16 protein-coding genes are annotated in these 15,363 nt (G+C 76.0%); 9 read left to right on the forward strand and 7 right to left on the reverse strand.

Annotated features, from left to right (window positions below):
• The first annotated feature begins 114 nt into the window (after nucleotides 1–114).
• Genes ACI794_RS00750 through nudC form a run of 3 tightly spaced genes read left to right on the forward strand, consistent with a single transcriptional unit; the run spans nucleotide 115 to nucleotide 3,682 of the window.
• Nucleotides 115–1,425, forward strand: a complete 1,311-nt coding sequence (locus ACI794_RS00750) for a M16 family metallopeptidase (RefSeq protein ID WP_456615481.1) — start codon at nucleotides 115–117, stop codon at nucleotides 1,423–1,425.
• Nucleotides 1,422–2,774 carry a M16 family metallopeptidase gene (locus ACI794_RS00755; RefSeq protein WP_456615482.1) on the forward strand — a complete coding sequence of 451 codons (1,353 nt, stop codon included), beginning with the start codon at nucleotides 1,422–1,424 and terminating at the stop codon, nucleotides 2,772–2,774. Before ACI794_RS00750 ends, ACI794_RS00755 begins: the two co-directional genes overlap by 4 nt.
• Nucleotides 2,771–3,682, forward strand: coding sequence for an NAD(+) diphosphatase (gene nudC / locus ACI794_RS00760; RefSeq protein ID WP_456615483.1), 912 nt, complete (start codon nucleotides 2,771–2,773; stop codon nucleotides 3,680–3,682). The genes ACI794_RS00755 and nudC overlap by 4 nt, the downstream gene beginning before the upstream one ends.
• A gap of 37 nt (nucleotides 3,683–3,719) precedes the next feature.
• On the opposite strand, the gene ACI794_RS00765 is transcribed toward nudC, so the two are convergent.
• The 3 genes from ACI794_RS00765 to ACI794_RS00775 all read right to left on the reverse strand — a co-directional run bounded on the left by ACI794_RS00765 (nucleotide 3,720) and on the right by ACI794_RS00775 (nucleotide 5,281).
• Complete coding sequence (locus ACI794_RS00765) at nucleotides 3,720–4,277, reverse strand: uridine kinase (protein WP_456580566.1); 558 nt, start codon at nucleotides 4,275–4,277, stop codon at nucleotides 3,720–3,722.
• Nucleotides 4,278–4,366: 89 nt separating this feature from the next.
• A complete protein-coding gene (locus ACI794_RS00770; protein WP_456615484.1) occupies nucleotides 4,367–5,008 on the reverse strand; it encodes an ANTAR domain-containing protein in 642 nt (213 codons plus the stop codon).
• Nucleotides 5,009–5,014: 6 nt separating this feature from the next.
• Complete coding sequence (locus tag ACI794_RS00775) at nucleotides 5,015–5,281, reverse strand: mycoredoxin (protein WP_456602039.1); 267 nt, start codon at nucleotides 5,279–5,281, stop codon at nucleotides 5,015–5,017.
• Between the two features lie 187 nt (nucleotides 5,282–5,468).
• Here ACI794_RS00775 and ACI794_RS00780 point away from each other — a divergent pair, with 187 nt between their 5' ends.
• The 4 genes from ACI794_RS00780 (at nucleotide 5,469) to ACI794_RS00795 (ending at nucleotide 8,724) form a co-directional block, all read left to right on the forward strand.
• Nucleotides 5,469–7,463 (forward strand): ATP-dependent helicase, encoded by a 1,995-nt coding sequence (locus tag ACI794_RS00780; protein ID WP_456602040.1) that lies wholly within the window; start codon nucleotides 5,469–5,471, stop codon nucleotides 7,461–7,463.
• Between the two features lie 198 nt (nucleotides 7,464–7,661).
• The gene (locus tag ACI794_RS00785; protein ID WP_456602041.1) at nucleotides 7,662–7,988 is read left to right on the forward strand and encodes a hypothetical protein; all 327 of its coding nucleotides are present in this window, start codon (nucleotides 7,662–7,664) and stop codon (nucleotides 7,986–7,988) included.
• Nucleotides 7,989–8,239: 251 nt separating this feature from the next.
• Nucleotides 8,240–8,479, forward strand: coding sequence for a WhiB family transcriptional regulator (locus ACI794_RS00790; RefSeq protein ID WP_456602042.1), 240 nt, complete (start codon nucleotides 8,240–8,242; stop codon nucleotides 8,477–8,479).
• An 80-nt stretch (nucleotides 8,480–8,559) separates the two neighbouring features.
• Nucleotides 8,560–8,724, forward strand: coding sequence for a hypothetical protein (locus tag ACI794_RS00795; protein ID WP_456580560.1), 165 nt, complete (start codon nucleotides 8,560–8,562; stop codon nucleotides 8,722–8,724).
• A gap of 199 nt (nucleotides 8,725–8,923) precedes the next feature.
• On the opposite strand, the gene ACI794_RS00800 is transcribed toward ACI794_RS00795, so the two are convergent.
• From ACI794_RS00800 to ACI794_RS00810, 3 genes are all read right to left on the reverse strand, one after another.
• The gene (locus ACI794_RS00800; RefSeq protein ID WP_456602043.1) at nucleotides 8,924–10,246 is read right to left on the reverse strand and encodes an ABC1 kinase family protein; all 1,323 of its coding nucleotides are present in this window, start codon (nucleotides 10,244–10,246) and stop codon (nucleotides 8,924–8,926) included.
• Entirely contained in the window at nucleotides 10,243–11,424 is a 1,182-nt protein-coding gene (locus tag ACI794_RS00805) for a ThiF family adenylyltransferase (protein WP_456615485.1), read from the reverse strand. The genes ACI794_RS00800 and ACI794_RS00805 overlap by 4 nt, the downstream gene beginning before the upstream one ends.
• Before the next feature lie 100 nt (nucleotides 11,425–11,524).
• Entirely contained in the window at nucleotides 11,525–11,677 is a 153-nt protein-coding gene (locus ACI794_RS00810; RefSeq protein WP_012950213.1) for a DUF5679 domain-containing protein, read from the reverse strand.
• A gap of 409 nt (nucleotides 11,678–12,086) precedes the next feature.
• Between ACI794_RS00810 and ACI794_RS00815 the strand changes: the two genes are divergently transcribed.
• On the forward strand, nucleotides 12,087–12,677 hold the full coding sequence (locus tag ACI794_RS00815; RefSeq protein WP_456602045.1) for a M48 metallopeptidase family protein: 591 nt from the start codon (nucleotides 12,087–12,089) through the stop codon (nucleotides 12,675–12,677).
• Nucleotides 12,678–12,681: 4 nt separating this feature from the next.
• Here the strand turns inward: ACI794_RS00815 and ACI794_RS00820 are convergent, their stop codons facing one another.
• Nucleotides 12,682–14,073 carry a zinc-dependent metalloprotease gene (locus ACI794_RS00820; RefSeq protein WP_456615486.1) on the reverse strand — a complete coding sequence of 464 codons (1,392 nt, stop codon included), beginning with the start codon at nucleotides 14,071–14,073 and terminating at the stop codon, nucleotides 12,682–12,684.
• 141 nt (nucleotides 14,074–14,214) lie between these two features.
• Here ACI794_RS00820 and ACI794_RS00825 point away from each other — a divergent pair, with 141 nt between their 5' ends.
• Nucleotides 14,215–15,237: a YlbL family protein gene (locus tag ACI794_RS00825; protein ID WP_456615487.1), complete on the forward strand. Its 1,023-nt coding sequence runs from the start codon at nucleotides 14,215–14,217 to the stop codon at nucleotides 15,235–15,237.
• Nucleotides 15,238–15,363: the final 126 nt, after the last annotated feature.

The following is a 15,363-nucleotide window of genomic DNA, read 5'->3' on the forward strand; positions in this document are numbered from 1 at the left end:
CCTCGGGGACCCTCCGGGCCCCGCTCGTCGGTCGGCACCGCGACTCACCATCGCTGGGGACGCCGTCCGCCCGCGGTGCCACCCGGAGGGTGACGTCGTCGTAGTGTCGGGTGCGTGACTGCAGCCGGTACCGAACTGACCCTGCGGCACCCGATCGAACGATTCACGCTGGACAACGGCCTGCGGGTGGTCCTCGCCCCCGACCGCAGCGTGCCCGTGGTGGCGGTGAGCGTCTACTACGACGTCGGGATGCGCAACGAACCCGAGGGGCGGACGGGGTTCGCCCACCTCTTCGAGCACATGATGTTCCAGGGGTCGGCGAACGTCGCGAAGATGGAGCACGCCCGGTTGGTGCAGGCCGCCGGCGGCACGTTCAACGGCTCCACGCACCAGGACTACACGAACTACTTCCAGGCGTTGCCCGCCGAGGCGCTCGAGCGTGCCCTCTTCCTCGAGGCCGACCGCATGGCGGCGCCGGCGATCACCGAGGAGAACCTCCGCAACCAGATCGACGTGGTCAAGGAGGAGATCCGGGTCAACGTGCTCAACCGGCCCTACGGCGCCTTCCCGTGGCTGCAGCTGCCGCAGGTCGCGTTCGAGAGCTTCGCCAACACCCACGACGGCTACGGCTCGTTCGTGGACCTCGAGTCCTCGACCGTCGCCGACGCCACCGACTTCTTCGACAAGTACTACGCGCCCGGCAACGCCGTGCTCTGCATCGGCGGCGACCTGGACGTCGCGGAGACCGAGGAGCTGGTGCGCCGCTGGTTCGGCCCGATCCCCGGCCGCCACGTGCCGTCCCTGCCCTACACCGGCGAGCCTTCGCCGACCACCGTCCGCTCCGCCGTCGTCGAGGACCCCTTGGCCACCGCGCCGGCGCTCGCCCTCGGCTGGCGGGTGCCCGACCCGGTGGGCGACTTCGACACCTACCTGGGCAGCGTGCTGCTGGCCGAGCTGCTCAGCGAGGGCGACGCCTCCCGCCTGGAGCGTCGGCTGGTCCACGACGATCGGATCGCCATCGCCCAGAGCAGCTACGTGGGCCTGTTCGGCGACCCCTTCGACGTCCGGGACGCCACCCTGCTCACCACCCAGGTGCACCACCCGGCCGCCGTGCCGGCCGAGCGCGTGATGTCCGCCGTGCACGATGAGGTGGCCCGCATCGCCACCGACGGCGTCGACGCCGACGAGCTGCGCCGGGTGCAGGCCCGCATCGAGGCCCAGCTGCTGCAGCAGGCGGACTCCGTGCTGGGGCGCACGCTCGCCTTCGCCGCCGCCGAGCTGGTGCACGGGCGGGCGGAGCTCGCCGGCGAGCTCGCCGCCCGGCTGGCCGCCGTGACCCCCGAGGCGGTGCAGGGCGCCGCCCGCGGGCTCGATCCCGGCACCGTCGCGGTGCTGGAGCTGCGACCGGCTGGAGGCTCCCGATGACCGCCGCCCTGATCCCCCCGCTCGGCGAGCCGCGCCCCCAGCCCGCGCCGGAGGCCGTGGAGACGACACTGCCCAACGGCCTCCGCGTCGTCGTGGTGCCGCGTCCCGGGGTCCCCCTGGTCGAGCTGCGCCTGCGGGTGCCGTTCGCCGCGGCCGGCGCGCGCAACGCCGGCGTGCACGCCGCCCGCGGCGCCGTCCTCTCCGGGGCCGTGCTGCTCGGCACGCAGCGGCACGACCAGGCCGAGGTGGCCCAGCTGCTCCAGAGCCACGGCGCCGAGCTCTCGGTGAGCACCGACGCCGACCGCCTGGTCTTCGGGACCACGCTGCTCCCGGGCGGGCTCACCCCGGTGCTGGAGCTGCTCGCCGAGCTGCTCACCGGCGCCAGCTACCCGGCGGGTCGCGTCGACGGCGAGCGGGACCGGCTCGCCGAGCGGATCGCGATCGCCCGCACCCAGCCGGGCACCATCGCCCGGTCCGCGCTGGCCGCCCGCCGCTACGGCAGCCACCCGTACGCCGTCCAGCTGCCCGACGCCGAGCTGGTGTCCGCCGTGCGCGCGCCGGCCCTGCGACGGCTGCACCGCGAGCGGGTGCTGCCGACCGGGAGCATCCTGGTCCTGGTCGGCGACGTCGACCCGGCGGCCGCCACGGACACCGTCGCCGCCGCGCTCGAGGTCTGGACCGGCAGCGGCAAGGCGGTGGAGACCCCGCCGGTCACCGAGCAGCCGGCGCACGGCATCGAGCTGGTGCACCGGGCGGGCGCGGTGCAGTCCAACCTCCGCCTGGGCGGTCCGGCCCCCGCCCGGACCGATCCCGACCTCCCGGCGGCCCGGCTCGCGGCGATGGTGTTCGGCGGGTACTTCTCCTCCCGCCTGGTGGAGAACATCCGCGAGCGGCGCGGCTACAGCTACAGCCCGCGCAGCGCGATCGACCACCAGCGCGCGGCCTCGTCCTTCCTGGTGGAGGCCGACGTCGCGACCGAGGTCACCGGCCCGGCCCTGCTGGAGACGCTCTACGAGCTGGGGCGCATGGCGCTGACCCCGGTCACGGAGGCGGAGCTCGACGCGGCCCGCCGGTACGTCCTCGGCAGCATGGCGCTGTCGACCTCCACGCACGCCGGCCTGGCCAGCACGCTGTCGGCGCTGCTCGGGGTGGGCCTGCCGGCGGACTGGCTCAGCACCCACCAGCGTGACCTGACCGCGGTCACCGTGGAGCAGGTGCAGGCGGCGGCCACCCGGTACATGGCACCCGAGGCCCTCACCGCCGTCGTCGTGGGCGACGCCGACCGGGTGGCCGCCGAGCTCGGCACCCTGGCGCCGGTCTCCGTCACCGGGGGCGGCGGGCAGGCGTGACCGCGGGCCCCGCCACCGGCGACGGCGGTCCGCTGCTGTCGCGCTCCGGGCACGACCGCGCGCACCTCGCCCGGTCGCTGACCGACCCCACCGGCGGCCGCCCGGTGCGGGTGCTGACGGTCGACGCCGCCCGCGCCGTGCCGGTGGAGGAGGGGCCGACCGGTCCCCGCCTGGTGTGGGACGAGCGGCCGTCCCTGCCCGCGGGCGCAATCTTCCTGGGCGAGGCCGGCGGGGTGCCCTACGCGGCGGTGCGCGGTGAGCGGTCGCTGACGGTCAACGGCCGGACGGTCGACCGGTGGGCCGGCCTGCGCGAGGTCGGCGCGGACCTCGACGACCTGGACGCCGGGCTGCTGGCCCAGGCCGTCGGCATCCTGGAGTGGCACGAGCGGAACCGGTTCAGCCCCCTCACCGGCGTCGCGACGACGGTCGAGCGGGCCGGCTGGTCGCAGCGCGATCCCAGCACGGGAACCGAGTTCTTCCCCCGCGTCGATCCCGCGGTGATCATGCTGGTCCACGACGGCGGCGACCGCGTCGTGCTGGGCCGGCAGGCGACGTGGCCCCCGGGGCGGTTCTCCATCCTGGCCGGCTTCGTCGAGCCGGGGGAGTCCGCCGAGGCGGCCGTGGCCCGGGAGGTCGAGGAGGAGGTCGGGCTGCGCGTCACCGACGTCCGCTACGTCGCCAGCCAGCCGTGGCCGTTCCCGCAGTCCCTCATGCTCGGCTTCGTGGCCCGGGCCGACGCCGACCAGCCGCTGCGCCTGGACCCCCACGAGATCGAGGAGGCGCGCTGGTTCACGCGTGATGAGCTGCGCAGCCCCGACGGGCAGCTGGTGGTGCCGCCGTCGATCTCGATCGCGCGGCACATCCTCGACCTGTGGTTGAAGGACGAGCTTCCCCCCACGCCTCGCTAGCTCGGCGCGGGCCCCTGAAGCCCGCCGTTCCAGCACGTCACCGGAGTCGCCCCTGGAGGACCAGTGCGGGGCGGTCGGGGTGGTCGGCGAGCACGACCGCGTCCGCCAGCGCCACGGGGTCGACCTCGTCGTCGTAGCGGTCGAACGCCGGTAGCTCCCACGCCTGCTGCGGCGGGGTGCGGCGACCGCGCGCGGCGGGGCTCATCCGCAGGTGCACGACGACGTCGAAGGCCAGGCCGACCCCCTGCAGCAGCGAGCCGGGCACGAGCAGCACGCCGCCGGCCGGCGCAGGCCGCCGCGTCTCCCGGGCAGAGCGGTCCCGCGCCAGGTCCCACAGCACCGGCAGGTACTCCCCGGCGCCGCCCGGCCCGACCGGTCCGAGGACCTCGCGGCCGAGCGCGCCGGCGTCGAGCCAGTCGGTGTAGCGGGCGTCGGGGTCGGTGCGGCCGTGCTCCAGCCGCAGCGACGCCGGCCGGTAGAAGCCGGTGGCCGGGACGACGACGGCGGCGCGGCCCAGCATCGGCAGCCGCTCGGCGATCGAGCCCGCCAGCGCCTCGGGGGCGGCCGGCTCGGGGCCGTCGACGGCGACGCGCAACGCGGTGGCACCGGGCTCCGCGGGGAGGTCCGCCAGCAGGCCGGCCAGACGATCGGCCAGGGCGTCGGGGGAGAGCGGTTCCGGACGGGTCAGGAGCGGCCGTCCGCGGTGGCGACGGCGCCGCTGGCCACCGGCTCGAGGCGCGGGGCGGGCGGGGTCGCGAGCGGGGCGGGGGAGCCCGGTGCGACGGCGGGCGCGACCGGATCGGGAGCGAGGCTCTCGAGCACCTCGCGGGCCAGCTCCACCACGGGGCGGCCCTGCGTGCGAGCCTCCCGGCGCAGCCCCTCGAACGCCGTGCGCGGGCTCGTGCCCTGCCGCTCGGCGAGCACCCCGATGGCCCGCTCCGTGGACACCCGCGCGGCGAGCGCGTGCTCGAGCTGGGCGACCGTGCGCTGCAGGGCGGCGATCCGCGCGTCCACCGGGTCGCTCTCGCCGGGGGCGGTCACCGGGCCGCGGGCCGAGCGCCGCGCGGAGCGGTCCGGCTCGGGCAGCCCGCCGAGCTCGTCGGCCACCAGGTCGGCCAGGGTCATGCCCTCGACGACGTCGGCGACGGGGTCTCCGTCGACCGGGCGGCCGGTCAGCGGCACGACGACCCAGCCACGCTCGCCGCGGGTCAGCGCGACGCGCGGGCGGTCGGCGGTCCCCGGGCAGCCCGGGACCTCGGGTCGGGACGACGCATCGGTGAACACGCGCCCGTCGAGCTCGTCGGAGGGCCTGGGACCGGGGACCACGGGTGCTCACGCCTCCGGGGTGTGTGCGAGCTGGGCCTTGACCGCGTCGATGCTCGGGTTGGTGAGCGCGGTGCCGTCGGGGAAGAGCAGCGTGGGGACGGTGCGGTTGCCCCCGTTGGCCTGCATGACCAGCTCCGCGGCCTGCGGGTCGGTCTCGATGTCGACCTCGGCGAACGCGATGCCCTCACGCTGCATCAGCTTCTTGAGCCGCACGCAGTACCCGCACCAGGTGGTGGTGTACATCGTGACGGCGGCGCCGGGGGTCGTGGTCATCGCGGGGAGTCTCCCTGTTCGTGCGTGGTCGGTCCAGCCCCGGGTCGGGGTGGTGTGCGTGCGTGCATGCCAACGAGCCGCCCCTGGGGATGCTTCCCGCCGTCCGTCGTCGCCGGCTGGGAGGATCGTGCCGGGAGCCGACGGCTCCCGGGGACGACCGGACGAGGAACGCGGAGGGACGCCGGCGATGGCGCATGCGGACGCGGAGGCCGTGCTCGACGGCCTCGACGACGAGCAGCGCGAGGCGGCCCAGGCGGTGTCCGGGCCGGTCTGCATCCTGGCCGGTGCCGGCACGGGGAAGACCCGCACGATCACCCACCGCATCGCCTACGGCGTGCACACCGGCAGCTACGTCCCCGAGCAGGTGCTGGCGGTCACCTTCACCGCGCGGGCCGCGGGTGAGCTGCGTGCCCGCCTCGCCGCCCTCGACGTGGGCGGGGTGCAGGCCCGCACCTTCCACGCCGCCGCGATGCGCCAGCTGCGCTACTTCGCCCCGCGGGTGCTCGGCGGCCCGATGCCCGGCCTCATCGAGAACAAGCTGCGGGTGGTCGCCTCCGCCGCCACCCGCAACCGGCTCACCACCGACCGGGCCAGCCTGCGCGACCTCGCCAGCGAGATCGAGTGGGCCAAGACCACCCTCGCGACGCCGGAGGACTATCCGGCCCGGGCGAAGGCGGCCGGCCGCGAGGCGCCGTTCGAGCCCGCCGCCGTCGCCGCCGTGTACGCCAGCTACGAGCAGGCCAAGCAGCGCGACGGGGCGCTGGACTTCGAGGACCTGCTGCTGGTCACCGCCTACGCGCTCGAGGAGCACCCCGACGTCGCCCGGCAGGTCCGCGCGCAGTACCGGCACTTCGTCGTCGACGAGTACCAGGACGTCAACCCGCTCCAGCAGCGGCTGCTCGACGCCTGGCTGGGCGGCCGAGCCGAGATCTGCGTGGTGGGCGATCCCAACCAGACCATCTACTCCTTCACCGGCGCCGACCCCGACTACCTGCTCGGCTTCGCCGACCGCTATCCCGACGCCGCCGTGGTCAAGCTCGAGCGCGACTACCGGTCGACCCCGCAGGTCGTGGGCCTGGCCAACCGGCTGATCGGGCAGGCGCCGCCACGCAAGGGGCTGCCGGGGCTCCGCCTCCTCGGCCAACGGCCGCAGGGGCCCGAGCCGCGGTTCGTCGAGCACCCCGACGAGCCGGCGGAGGCAGCCGCGGTCGCGGCCCGGTGCAAGGCGCTCATCGACGACGGGACGCCGGCCGCGGAGATCGCGGTCCTGTTCCGCATCAACGCGCAGTCGCAGGTGTACGAGTCCGCGCTCGCCGACGCCGGCGTCCCCTACGTCCTCAAGGGCGGTGAGCGGTTCTTCGAGCGGCCCGAGGTGCGCGAGGCGGTGCTGCTGCTGCGCGGGGCGGCCGCCGGGGGCAACGACCCCGGCATGCTCGTGCCCGCGGTCCGCGACGTGCTGGCGTCCACCGGCTGGGTGGAGCACCGCCCGCCGGCCGGTGGGGCGGCGCGGGACCGCTGGCAGTCCCTCGCCGCGCTCGTCGACCTCGCCGTCGACCTGGTGGCCGAGACCCCCTCGCTGGACCTCGCCGGCTTCGTCACCCACCTCGCCGAGCGCGCCGACGCCCAGCACGCACCCACCGTCCAGGGGGTCACGCTCGCCTCGATGCACGCGGCCAAGGGCCTGGAGTGGGACGTCGTCTTCGTCGTCGGCCTGGTCGACGGGGTGCTGCCGATCGCCCAGTCGCTGAGCCGCCCGGACGCGGTGGAGGAGGAGCGGCGGCTGCTGTACGTGGCGGTGACCCGCGCCCGCGAGCAGCTCACCCTGTCGTGGTCGCTGGCGCGCAATCCGGGTGGCCGCCGCTCCCGGCCGCGCAGCCGGTTCCTCGACGGCCTGGCGCCGGGCTCCTCGCCGACCGCGCCGCCGGCCCGCCGGCCGGCCAAGCGACCCAAGGTGGTCCTCGAGGGGGAGGCCGGCGAGCTCTTCGAGCGGCTGCGGGCCTGGCGCACCCAGGCCGCCCAGGACGCCTCCGTGCCGGCCTACGTCGTCTTCTCCGACGCCACGCTGCAGGCCATCGCCGAGAGCCGGCCCGCCAGCCTCCGGGAGCTGTCGGGGCTGCCGGGCATCGGGGCCCGGAAGCTGGAGCTCTACGGCGCCGACGTGCTGGCCACCGTCAGCGGCTGAACGGGTGAGGATGCCGTCGCCGAGGGCGACGGCAGGCGGTTCCGAGACGCGGTAGGACCCCCACGCGGAGGAACCGCGTCTAATTCGATTGACCCGGATTCCGGGGCGCCCCTAGTGTCCCGTTCCACACGAGCCGCACCCCGTGGCGAGCCCGGCCGACCGGCCGGCGCGCGAGAGAAGGAAGGAGGGGGCATCCCGATGATCGACAACACCTGGACCACCGCTGCTGCCTCCGCCGACCTCCTCGGCCTGGGCGGCGCCGACGTGCACGTGGGTGGCCTGGTCATGACCGGTGTCGCCGCCCAGCACGAGGGCACCGGTCTGCCCACCGCCGCCCGTACCGGCGGCGCGGCCACCGCGCTCCTCGGCGGAGCCCTCGGCGTCGGCACGCCGCGCGTCGCCCCCGCCCTGGACCGGCGCCCGAAGTCGCCCTGCACCGTCGAGCGCAGCTTCGTGCCCACCTACCTGCCCCAGAACGACGGCACCACCCTCGGGATCCGATCCCCGGGGAGACCCCTGAGCTAGCCGCTCACCGGTCCTCCTCGAGGCCGCGGAACCCGAACCCCGGGATCCGCGGCCTCTCTCGTTTTCCGCCTCCGCGGCGCCCGGCCCCCGACTTCGGTCGGCGGACCCCCGCCGGCCGTACCCGACGAGTACGAGGAGGAGCGGCAGTGCAGCAGACGATCGACCGCCCGACGTCCCACCGCCGGTCCGGGCTCCCCAGGACCGGTGGCCCCACCCCGCGGCGGCCCCGCCCGACCCTGCCCCCCGGACCGGTGCGGCGCCCCCTGCCGTGCCGGGTCCAGGACCCCGAGCTGTGGTTCGCCGAGAGCCCGGCTCAGCTGGAGCTCGCCAAGAGCTTCTGCGGCGACTGCCCGGTGCGAGAGGCGTGCCTGGCCGGCGCGCTCTCCCGCGCCGAGCCGTGGGGCGTCTGGGGCGGCGAGATCTTCGACCGAGGCGCGGTGATCGCCCGCAAGCGGCCACGCGGCCGTCCCCGGAAGGTCGTCGCGGCGTGAGCCCGCGGCCATCCGCGCCCCGTAAGCACGTGACCAGCAGTTCCGAGCTCCCGAGCGGGAGCCGACCAGGAGGATCAGCGATGTACATGCTCGAGCACGACATGGCCCGCAGTCGCATGAGCGAGTTGCAGGCCGAGGCGATGGCCGCGTCCCGCGCCCGCCGTCTCTACCTGGCACGGCGGGCCTCCCGCCGCGCCGAGCGCGCGGTCCGCCGGGCCGCACGCGCCAGCGCCGCCGTCTACTAGAAGGACCCCGTCCTCCTCACCCCTCGCACGCTCGGGGCGAGCCTCGGGACGGGGCCGCCGTCCTCCTCACCCCTCGCACGCTCGGGGCGAGCCTCGGGACGGGGCCGCCGTCCTCCTCACCCCTCGCACGCTCGGGGCGAGCCTCGGGACGACCCCTCCGCTGTCGGGGGCCGGACGATCGTCGTCCGGCCCCCGACCGCTACTTCTTGAACCCGGGAAGCCACTCCTCGAGGATCGCGCGCCAGTCGGCGGCCGCGTCGAGCTGGCAGAGCACCCCGATGGAGCCCATCGAGACCCGGTGGATGAGCAGGTAGGCCGGTGGCAGGTTGAGCTGCCGGCCCAGCCGGTTGGCCTCGGTCCGCGGGTCGCCGATCCGCATGGCCTGCTCCTGCATCCAGGCCCGGGTGAAGTGGAAGTGGTGGCCGGCGATCGGCTCCAGCAGGGGGCGCAGGTAGTCGAGCACCGCCTGGGGGTCGACGTCCACGCTGGGCCGCACGAACCCCTCGGTGCGCAGGTCGGCGAGCACCTCCGCCGCGCGGCCGTCCAGCGCCCAGTTCAGCAGCCGCCCGATCGGTTCGGGGTGCCCGTCGGGCAGCCGGGCGATCGCGCCGAAGTCGATGACGCCGAGGCGGCCGTCGGGCAGGATCCGGAAGTTGCCCGGGTGCGGGTCGGCGTGCAGCAGCCTGGCGCGCTGCGGCGCGGAGAAGTGCAGGGTGGCCAGCAGCCGGCCGGCGCGGTCGCGCTGCTCCCGGCTGCCCGTGGCGATGATCCGGGAGAGCGGGGTGCCCTCGATCCACTCGGAGACGACGACCTTGGGAGCGCTGGCCACCACCCGGGGGACGGCGATCTCCGCATCCCCGGCGTAGGCGGCGGCGAACGCCCGCTGGGCGTCGGCCTCCAGGCCGTAGTCCAGCTCCTCCACCACGCGGGCCTTGAGCTCGGCGATGAGCGGCTTGACGTCGAGCCCGGGGAAGACGGCGGCGAACAGCCGGGCGAACCGGGCCAGCTGGTTGAGGTCGCTCATCAGCGCCGTCGCCGCGCCGGGGTACTGGATCTTCACCGCGACGTCACGGCCGTCCCGCCACGTGGCCCGGTGCACCTGCCCGATGCTGGCGGCCGCGGCCGGGGCGTCGTCGAACTCGGCGAACCGCTGGCGCCACGTGCCACCCAGCTGCTGGGCGAGGACCGCGTGCACGGTCCGCACCGGCATCGGGGGCGCCTCCTCCTGCAGCTTGGTGAGGGCTTCCCGGTACGGCGCCGCCATCTCCTCGGGCACCGCGGCCTCGAACACCGAGAGCGTCTGGCCGAGCTTCATGGCGCCGCCCTTGAGCTGCCCCAGCACGGCGAACAGCTGCTCGGCGGTGCGCTGCTGCAGCTCGGCGTTCACCGTGTCCGCCGACTGCCCGGACAGGCGCTTGCCGAACCCCATCGTGGCGCGGCCCGCGGCCCCCAGGGGGAGGGACGCCAGCCGTGCCGTTCGCCCGACCGACCCCCGGGGCATCACCGGTCGCTCGTCGCTCACGCGTCCTCCTCGCCGGCGGCCGGGCGGAACGGCGCCGTGTCGTGTCCGGTGAGCCCGAGAGCTCGCTCGGTGACCATTGTCACCCGACTGGCCGGGGTCCCGCCGGGAGGGCGGCCCGCACCCTTCTCGGACGGGTCGTCCGCGGCCGCCGCCGCGCCGCAGCCGCAGTCCGGGTGCGGGGGCCACCGCCGCAGGTGGGGCACCAGGTCGGGCGGGTGCAGCTCGACCGTGCCCCCGAGGGTGACCGGTGTGCCGCGCCCGTCGACGCAGGCCAGCACCTGGCCGGCGGCCAGCACGGCCGTGAGCAGGCAGGTGAGCGTGGCACCGCTGGGCGGGGGCTCGGTCGCGGTCAGCTGGGCGGCGAGCCGGGGCCAGCGCGGGTCGGCGTCCCGGCGGTGCAGGTCGCCGCAGCGCAGGCAACTGCTGGCGCCGGGGAACACGAGCGGCCCGACGACGCCGGTCTCCCCGCGCACCGTGGCGACCAGGTGCGGGCCCGGCACCTCGGGGACCAGCGGGTCGGAGGCCGCCCACGGTCGGGTGAGGACGACGACGTCGGGGCGGAGGCCGGGTGGGAGCGGCCCCAGATCGGTCTGCGGGCTGGCGCGGCGGACCGCGTCGGCCGCCGCCACCGCTCGGGGCCGCCCCTCGTCGGCGGCGGTCAGGCCACCGACGACGGCGTCGGCAGCGGTGACGACACCCGGGTCGCGGACCACGACACGCCCGATCCCGCTCGCGGCCAGGACGGCGGCCAGCGGGGTGCCGACGCGCGTGGCGCCCTCGACCACCACGGTGGCGCGCCGCCGTGCGCGCCAGCCGGCCGCACCGGGGGAGGAGCCCGCCGCGGGGAGCTCCACCGCCGCGCGTGCGGCCGCGGCCGGGCCGGCCCCGATCGCGAGCAGGTCGGCCGGGTCGAGGTCGCGGACCAGCCCGGCGGACCTCAGCGCATCGACCGCCGAGTCCACGAGCCCGGGCGGCAGGCCCTCGACGGCGGCCTCGGCACGGACGGCCCGCCGCGACCGCCGCCCGTCCAGGGCGCGGAGCGCGGGCGCCAGCCCCGCGGCCGGCTGGAGGAAGAGCAGACCGTCGGTGGAGTCGACCCCGCCGACCTGGACGCTCCCGGCGTCGCCGGCGAGCAGCGGGATCGCCGCGGGGAGGAGGGGATGGACGTTGTCGGTCACCCCGGCAGGGTGGCAGCCCTCGGGCGGGGCGGGCGCCGTCGTCCACAGGCCCCCGGACGACGACGGCGGCGCCCCGCCCCGGGGCGCCGCCGCGGATGCCTCAGGCCTTGCCGAGGATCCGGTTCATCTTGGTGCCGCAGACGGGGCAGGTGCCCTGGGCCATGCGCCGACCGGACTCGCTCACCTTGACCTCGCCGTCGAAGTCGCGCTTCTCCTTGCACTTCACGCAGTAGCCGTTGTAGCTCTCCGCCACGGGATCTCCTCGTCTCCGGGGCGCCTCGGCTCGCACGCCGGGCACCGTTGGGCGGGAACGCTACCCGTGGGCCGCCGGCGCGGACCGTCGGCGGGCTCTCCGCCGCGGGGGCCGGGGCGGTCGGTGGCAGCACGTTCCCCACAGCTGTGGACGACGCTGTGGATGCCATGGGGACGGTGTGGCGTGTCGCTGTGCGGAACCGGGGGACGGGTCGGGGACGGGCCACCCGCGGTGACGCCCGGCACCGCGCCCACCAGCGCAGACGTCCCCGTGCGGGTGTGGATCTCCTCCATCCGGCCGCCCTCGTCACCGGCTGGAGCGGTGCCGATGTCCACCGTCCGTGCGACCTGCACCCGAGAGGGTGGCTCCGCGCAGGCGTCACGCACTGCGGGTGTCCTACGGTCTCCTCGTGCCCCGAACGACTCCTCATGCGAGCGCCCTGCCTGAACCGGCGGACGGCGACGTCGTGGAGGTCCGGCGGAGCAGCCGCCGGCGGCGCACGGTGACCGCCTACCGGGAGCTCGGGCGCACCGTGGTGCTCATCCCGGCCGCCTTCAGCCCTGCCGAGGAGCAGCGCTGGGTGGCCCAGATGGTGGCCAAGCTGCGTACCCGCGAGGAGCGGCGCAAGCGCTCCCTCGGGGGTGACGCCGAGCTGCTGGCGCGGGCGCGCGCGCTCTCGGCCGCCCACCTCGACGGCCTCGCCGAGCCGGCGAGCGTGCGCTGGGTGGACAACCAGCACCGCCGCTGGGGCTCCTGCACGCCGGCCGACCGGACCATCCGGCTCTCCAGCCGGCTGCAGTCGATGCCCGACTACGTCGTCGACTACGTGCTCGTGCACGAACTGGTGCACCTGGTCGAGCCCGGGCACGACGAGCGCTTCTGGGCGCTGGTGGCGCAGTACCCCCGCGCCGAGCGGGCGCGCGGCTTCCTCGAGGGCGTCGAGCTGGCCGCGACCGCGGGTGCGGCCGGGGCCGAACCCCCGTCCGACGTCGACGGGTGAGCGGCTAGCCCTCGCCGCCCAGCTCCCGCCGGTCCTCGCCCTCGTCGTCGCCCGGCCGCCTCGGCGCCCGCTCGGCGTCGTCGGCGTTCAGCGCGGCGAGCTCGTCGTCGAGACCCTGGCGGGCGACGAAGTCCAGCGGCTCGTCCAGGTCCTCCGACGTCGGCAGGAGGTCGGGGTGCGACCACAGGCGGTCGCGGTCCGCGCTGCCGTGCTGCTGACCCATGGCGCCCCAGACGGTCGCCGCGTCGCGCAGCCGGCGCGGCCGCAGCTGCAGCCCGACCAGCGTGGCGAAGGTCTGCTCCGCCGGGCCGCCGGAGGCCCGGCGGCGGCGCATCGTCTCGGCCAGGGCGACGTGCCCCGGCAGCCGGTCGGAGGCGGCGGCCGCGACGACCGCGTCCACCCAGCCCTCGACCAGGGCGAGCAGCGTCTCCAGGCGGCGCAGCGCCATCTGCTGCTCGGGGGTCTCCTCCGGCTCGAGCACTCCGCTGCCGAGCAGGCGCTGGATGCTCTCGGGGTCGCCGGGGTCCAGGCCCGCGCCCATGCCACCGGCCATGGCCTCGTTGATGCCCCGCTCGATCGCCTCGCGATCGATGGTGATGCCGCGGGCGTAGGCGTGCACGGCGTCCTGCAGCTGCTGGCGCAGCCACGGGACGTGGGCGAACAGCCGCTGGGAGGCCGCCTCCCGCAGCGCAACGAAGAGCCGGACCTCGTCGGCCGGGCGGTCGAGGCCCTCGGCGAACGCGGCCAGGTTCTGCGGCACGAGCACGCCGGTGCCGGGGGGCGCGAGCGGCAGGCCGACGTCGGTGCTGGTGAGCACCTCGCCGGCCAGCGAGCCGAGGGCCTGGCCCACCTGGGCGCCGAACATCATGCCGCCCATGCGGCCCATGATCCCGGCGATCGGACCGAAGGACATCGCCGCTTCCTGCGGGAGGGCGCTGGTCATCGCCGCCACCACCCGTTCGGCCAGCGGGTCGATGAGCGCCGCCCACGCGGGCTGGGTCTGCTCCACCCACTCGACCCGCGACCACGCAGCGGTGCGCTCGATGCCCGAGGGCAGCTCGGTGACCTGGTCCAGCCAGAGGTCGGCGAGCCGCAGCGACTCCGCGGTCGCGGCGCGCTCCTGCTCCGACGACGGCTGGTGCCCGGCCGCGAGCTGGCTGATCGCACCCTGCCGGGCGAGGTCCCAGTTGACCGGGCCACCCGACCAGTTCATGAGTTTCTGCAGCTCGGCGAAGAGCGGCATCTTGCCGAGCACGTCCTCGGGGGAGCCGCCGCCGGCCATGCCCCCGAACAGGGCGCCCAGGCCGAACGGGTCGCCACCCTGGTCGCCGCGGCCGGGCTCCCGGCGCTCGGGGTCGCGGTCAGGAGGGCCGAAGCCGAACGGGACGTCGCTCATGCGTCCACGGTAGACGTGCGATCTTCCGCCGGGGGACCCGTTCGCCCCGGGCGGATGGCTCCCGGGGCGGGGCTGCCGGAGGAGGTCGAGGGCCTCCGGGCCGACGGCGTCGTCCAGGCAGGGGTTCTAGGCTCGCCCCTCGTGACCCGTCGCAACGCCGTCCTGAGCGTGGGTGCCGTGCTCCTGCTGCTGTTCGGCGTGCTGGGCACCAGCGTGCCGGTGCCCTACGTCGCGCAGGTCCCGGGCCCCACGTTCGACACGCTCGGCGAGATCGACGGCGAGCCGATCATCGCGGTGGAGGGCCGGGAGCGCAACGACGTCGAGGGCGACCTGGCCCTGACCACCGTCGGCGTGAGCCGCGGCGGCTTGAGCCTCGTGCAGGCCGTGCGCGGCTGGTTCGACGACGAGGTGAGCGTCGTCCCCGAGGAGTCGGTGTACCCGCCCGACCGGAGCGAGGAGGAGACCCGGGAGGTCAACCGGCAGGCGTTCCTCACCTCCGAGGCGGCGGCGGAGAGCGTCGCCCTGGGCGAGCTCGGCTACCCGCAGAAGGTCGTGGTGCGGCAGGTGCCCGAGGGATCCCCGTCGGAGGGGGCGCTGGAGGAGGGCGACGCCCTGGAGACGGTCGACGGCCGTCCGGCACCCGACACCGAGGTGCTGGCCGACGTCCTCGCCGGCATCCCGCCCGGGACGCCGGTCACGGTCGGCTACACCCGCCTGGGCGAGCCGGGCACCGCGACGGTCACCACGCAGGCGGCCGAGGGGCGCGAGGGGTCGATGCTGGGCATCAGCGTGCTCGACCAGCCGTACGCGCCGTTCGACGTCGACATCCAGGTCGCCGACGTGGGCGGCCCCTCCGCCGGCCTCATGCTCACCCTCGGCATCCTCGAGCTGGTGGGGGAGGAGGACCTGACCGGCGGCGCGGTGATCGCGGGCACCGGCACGATCGACCTCGACGGGAACGTCGGCCCCATCGGCGGGATCCCGCTGAAGATGGTCGCCGCCCGCGAGATCGGTGCCGAGCTCTTCCTGGTCCCGGCCGCCAACTGCGCCGAGGCGCTGGCCGCCCCTGACGCCGGCGTGCCGATGGCCCGGGTCGCCACGCTGGACGACGCGCTGGCGGCCCTGGCCGACGTCCGCGCCGGCCGGACACCGGAGGGCTGCTGAACCGGGGCATCCTGGTCCGTGCCGCGACGCACGCCCGGGAACCCCGGGGCGTCCGGTGCGTTGTCCATGAGGCCGGGCATGCCCGGCGCCGCACAACCCGACCCCCCGCGGTCGATCACCGCGTGG

This window comes from Blastococcus sp. SYSU DS0541 (assembly GCF_054050875.1).

Excerpts from the sequence above, each read along its gene's own strand:
- ACI794_RS00755 (WP_456615482.1), top strand. The coding sequence starts at position 1,422 with ATGACCGCCGCCCTGATCCCCCCGCTCGGCGAGCCGCGCCCCCAGCCC.
- ACI794_RS00775 (WP_456602039.1), bottom strand. The coding sequence starts at position 5,281 with ATGACCACGACCCCCGGCGCCGCCGTCACGATGTACACCACCACCTGG.
- ACI794_RS00780 (WP_456602040.1), top strand. The coding sequence starts at position 5,469 with ATGGCGCATGCGGACGCGGAGGCCGTGCTCGACGGCCTCGACGACGAG.
- ACI794_RS00785 (WP_456602041.1), top strand. The coding sequence starts at position 7,662 with ATGATCGACAACACCTGGACCACCGCTGCTGCCTCCGCCGACCTCCTC.
- ACI794_RS00795 (WP_456580560.1), top strand. The coding sequence starts at position 8,560 with ATGTACATGCTCGAGCACGACATGGCCCGCAGTCGCATGAGCGAGTTG.
- ACI794_RS00820 (WP_456615486.1), bottom strand. The coding sequence starts at position 14,073 with ATGAGCGACGTCCCGTTCGGCTTCGGCCCTCCTGACCGCGACCCCGAG.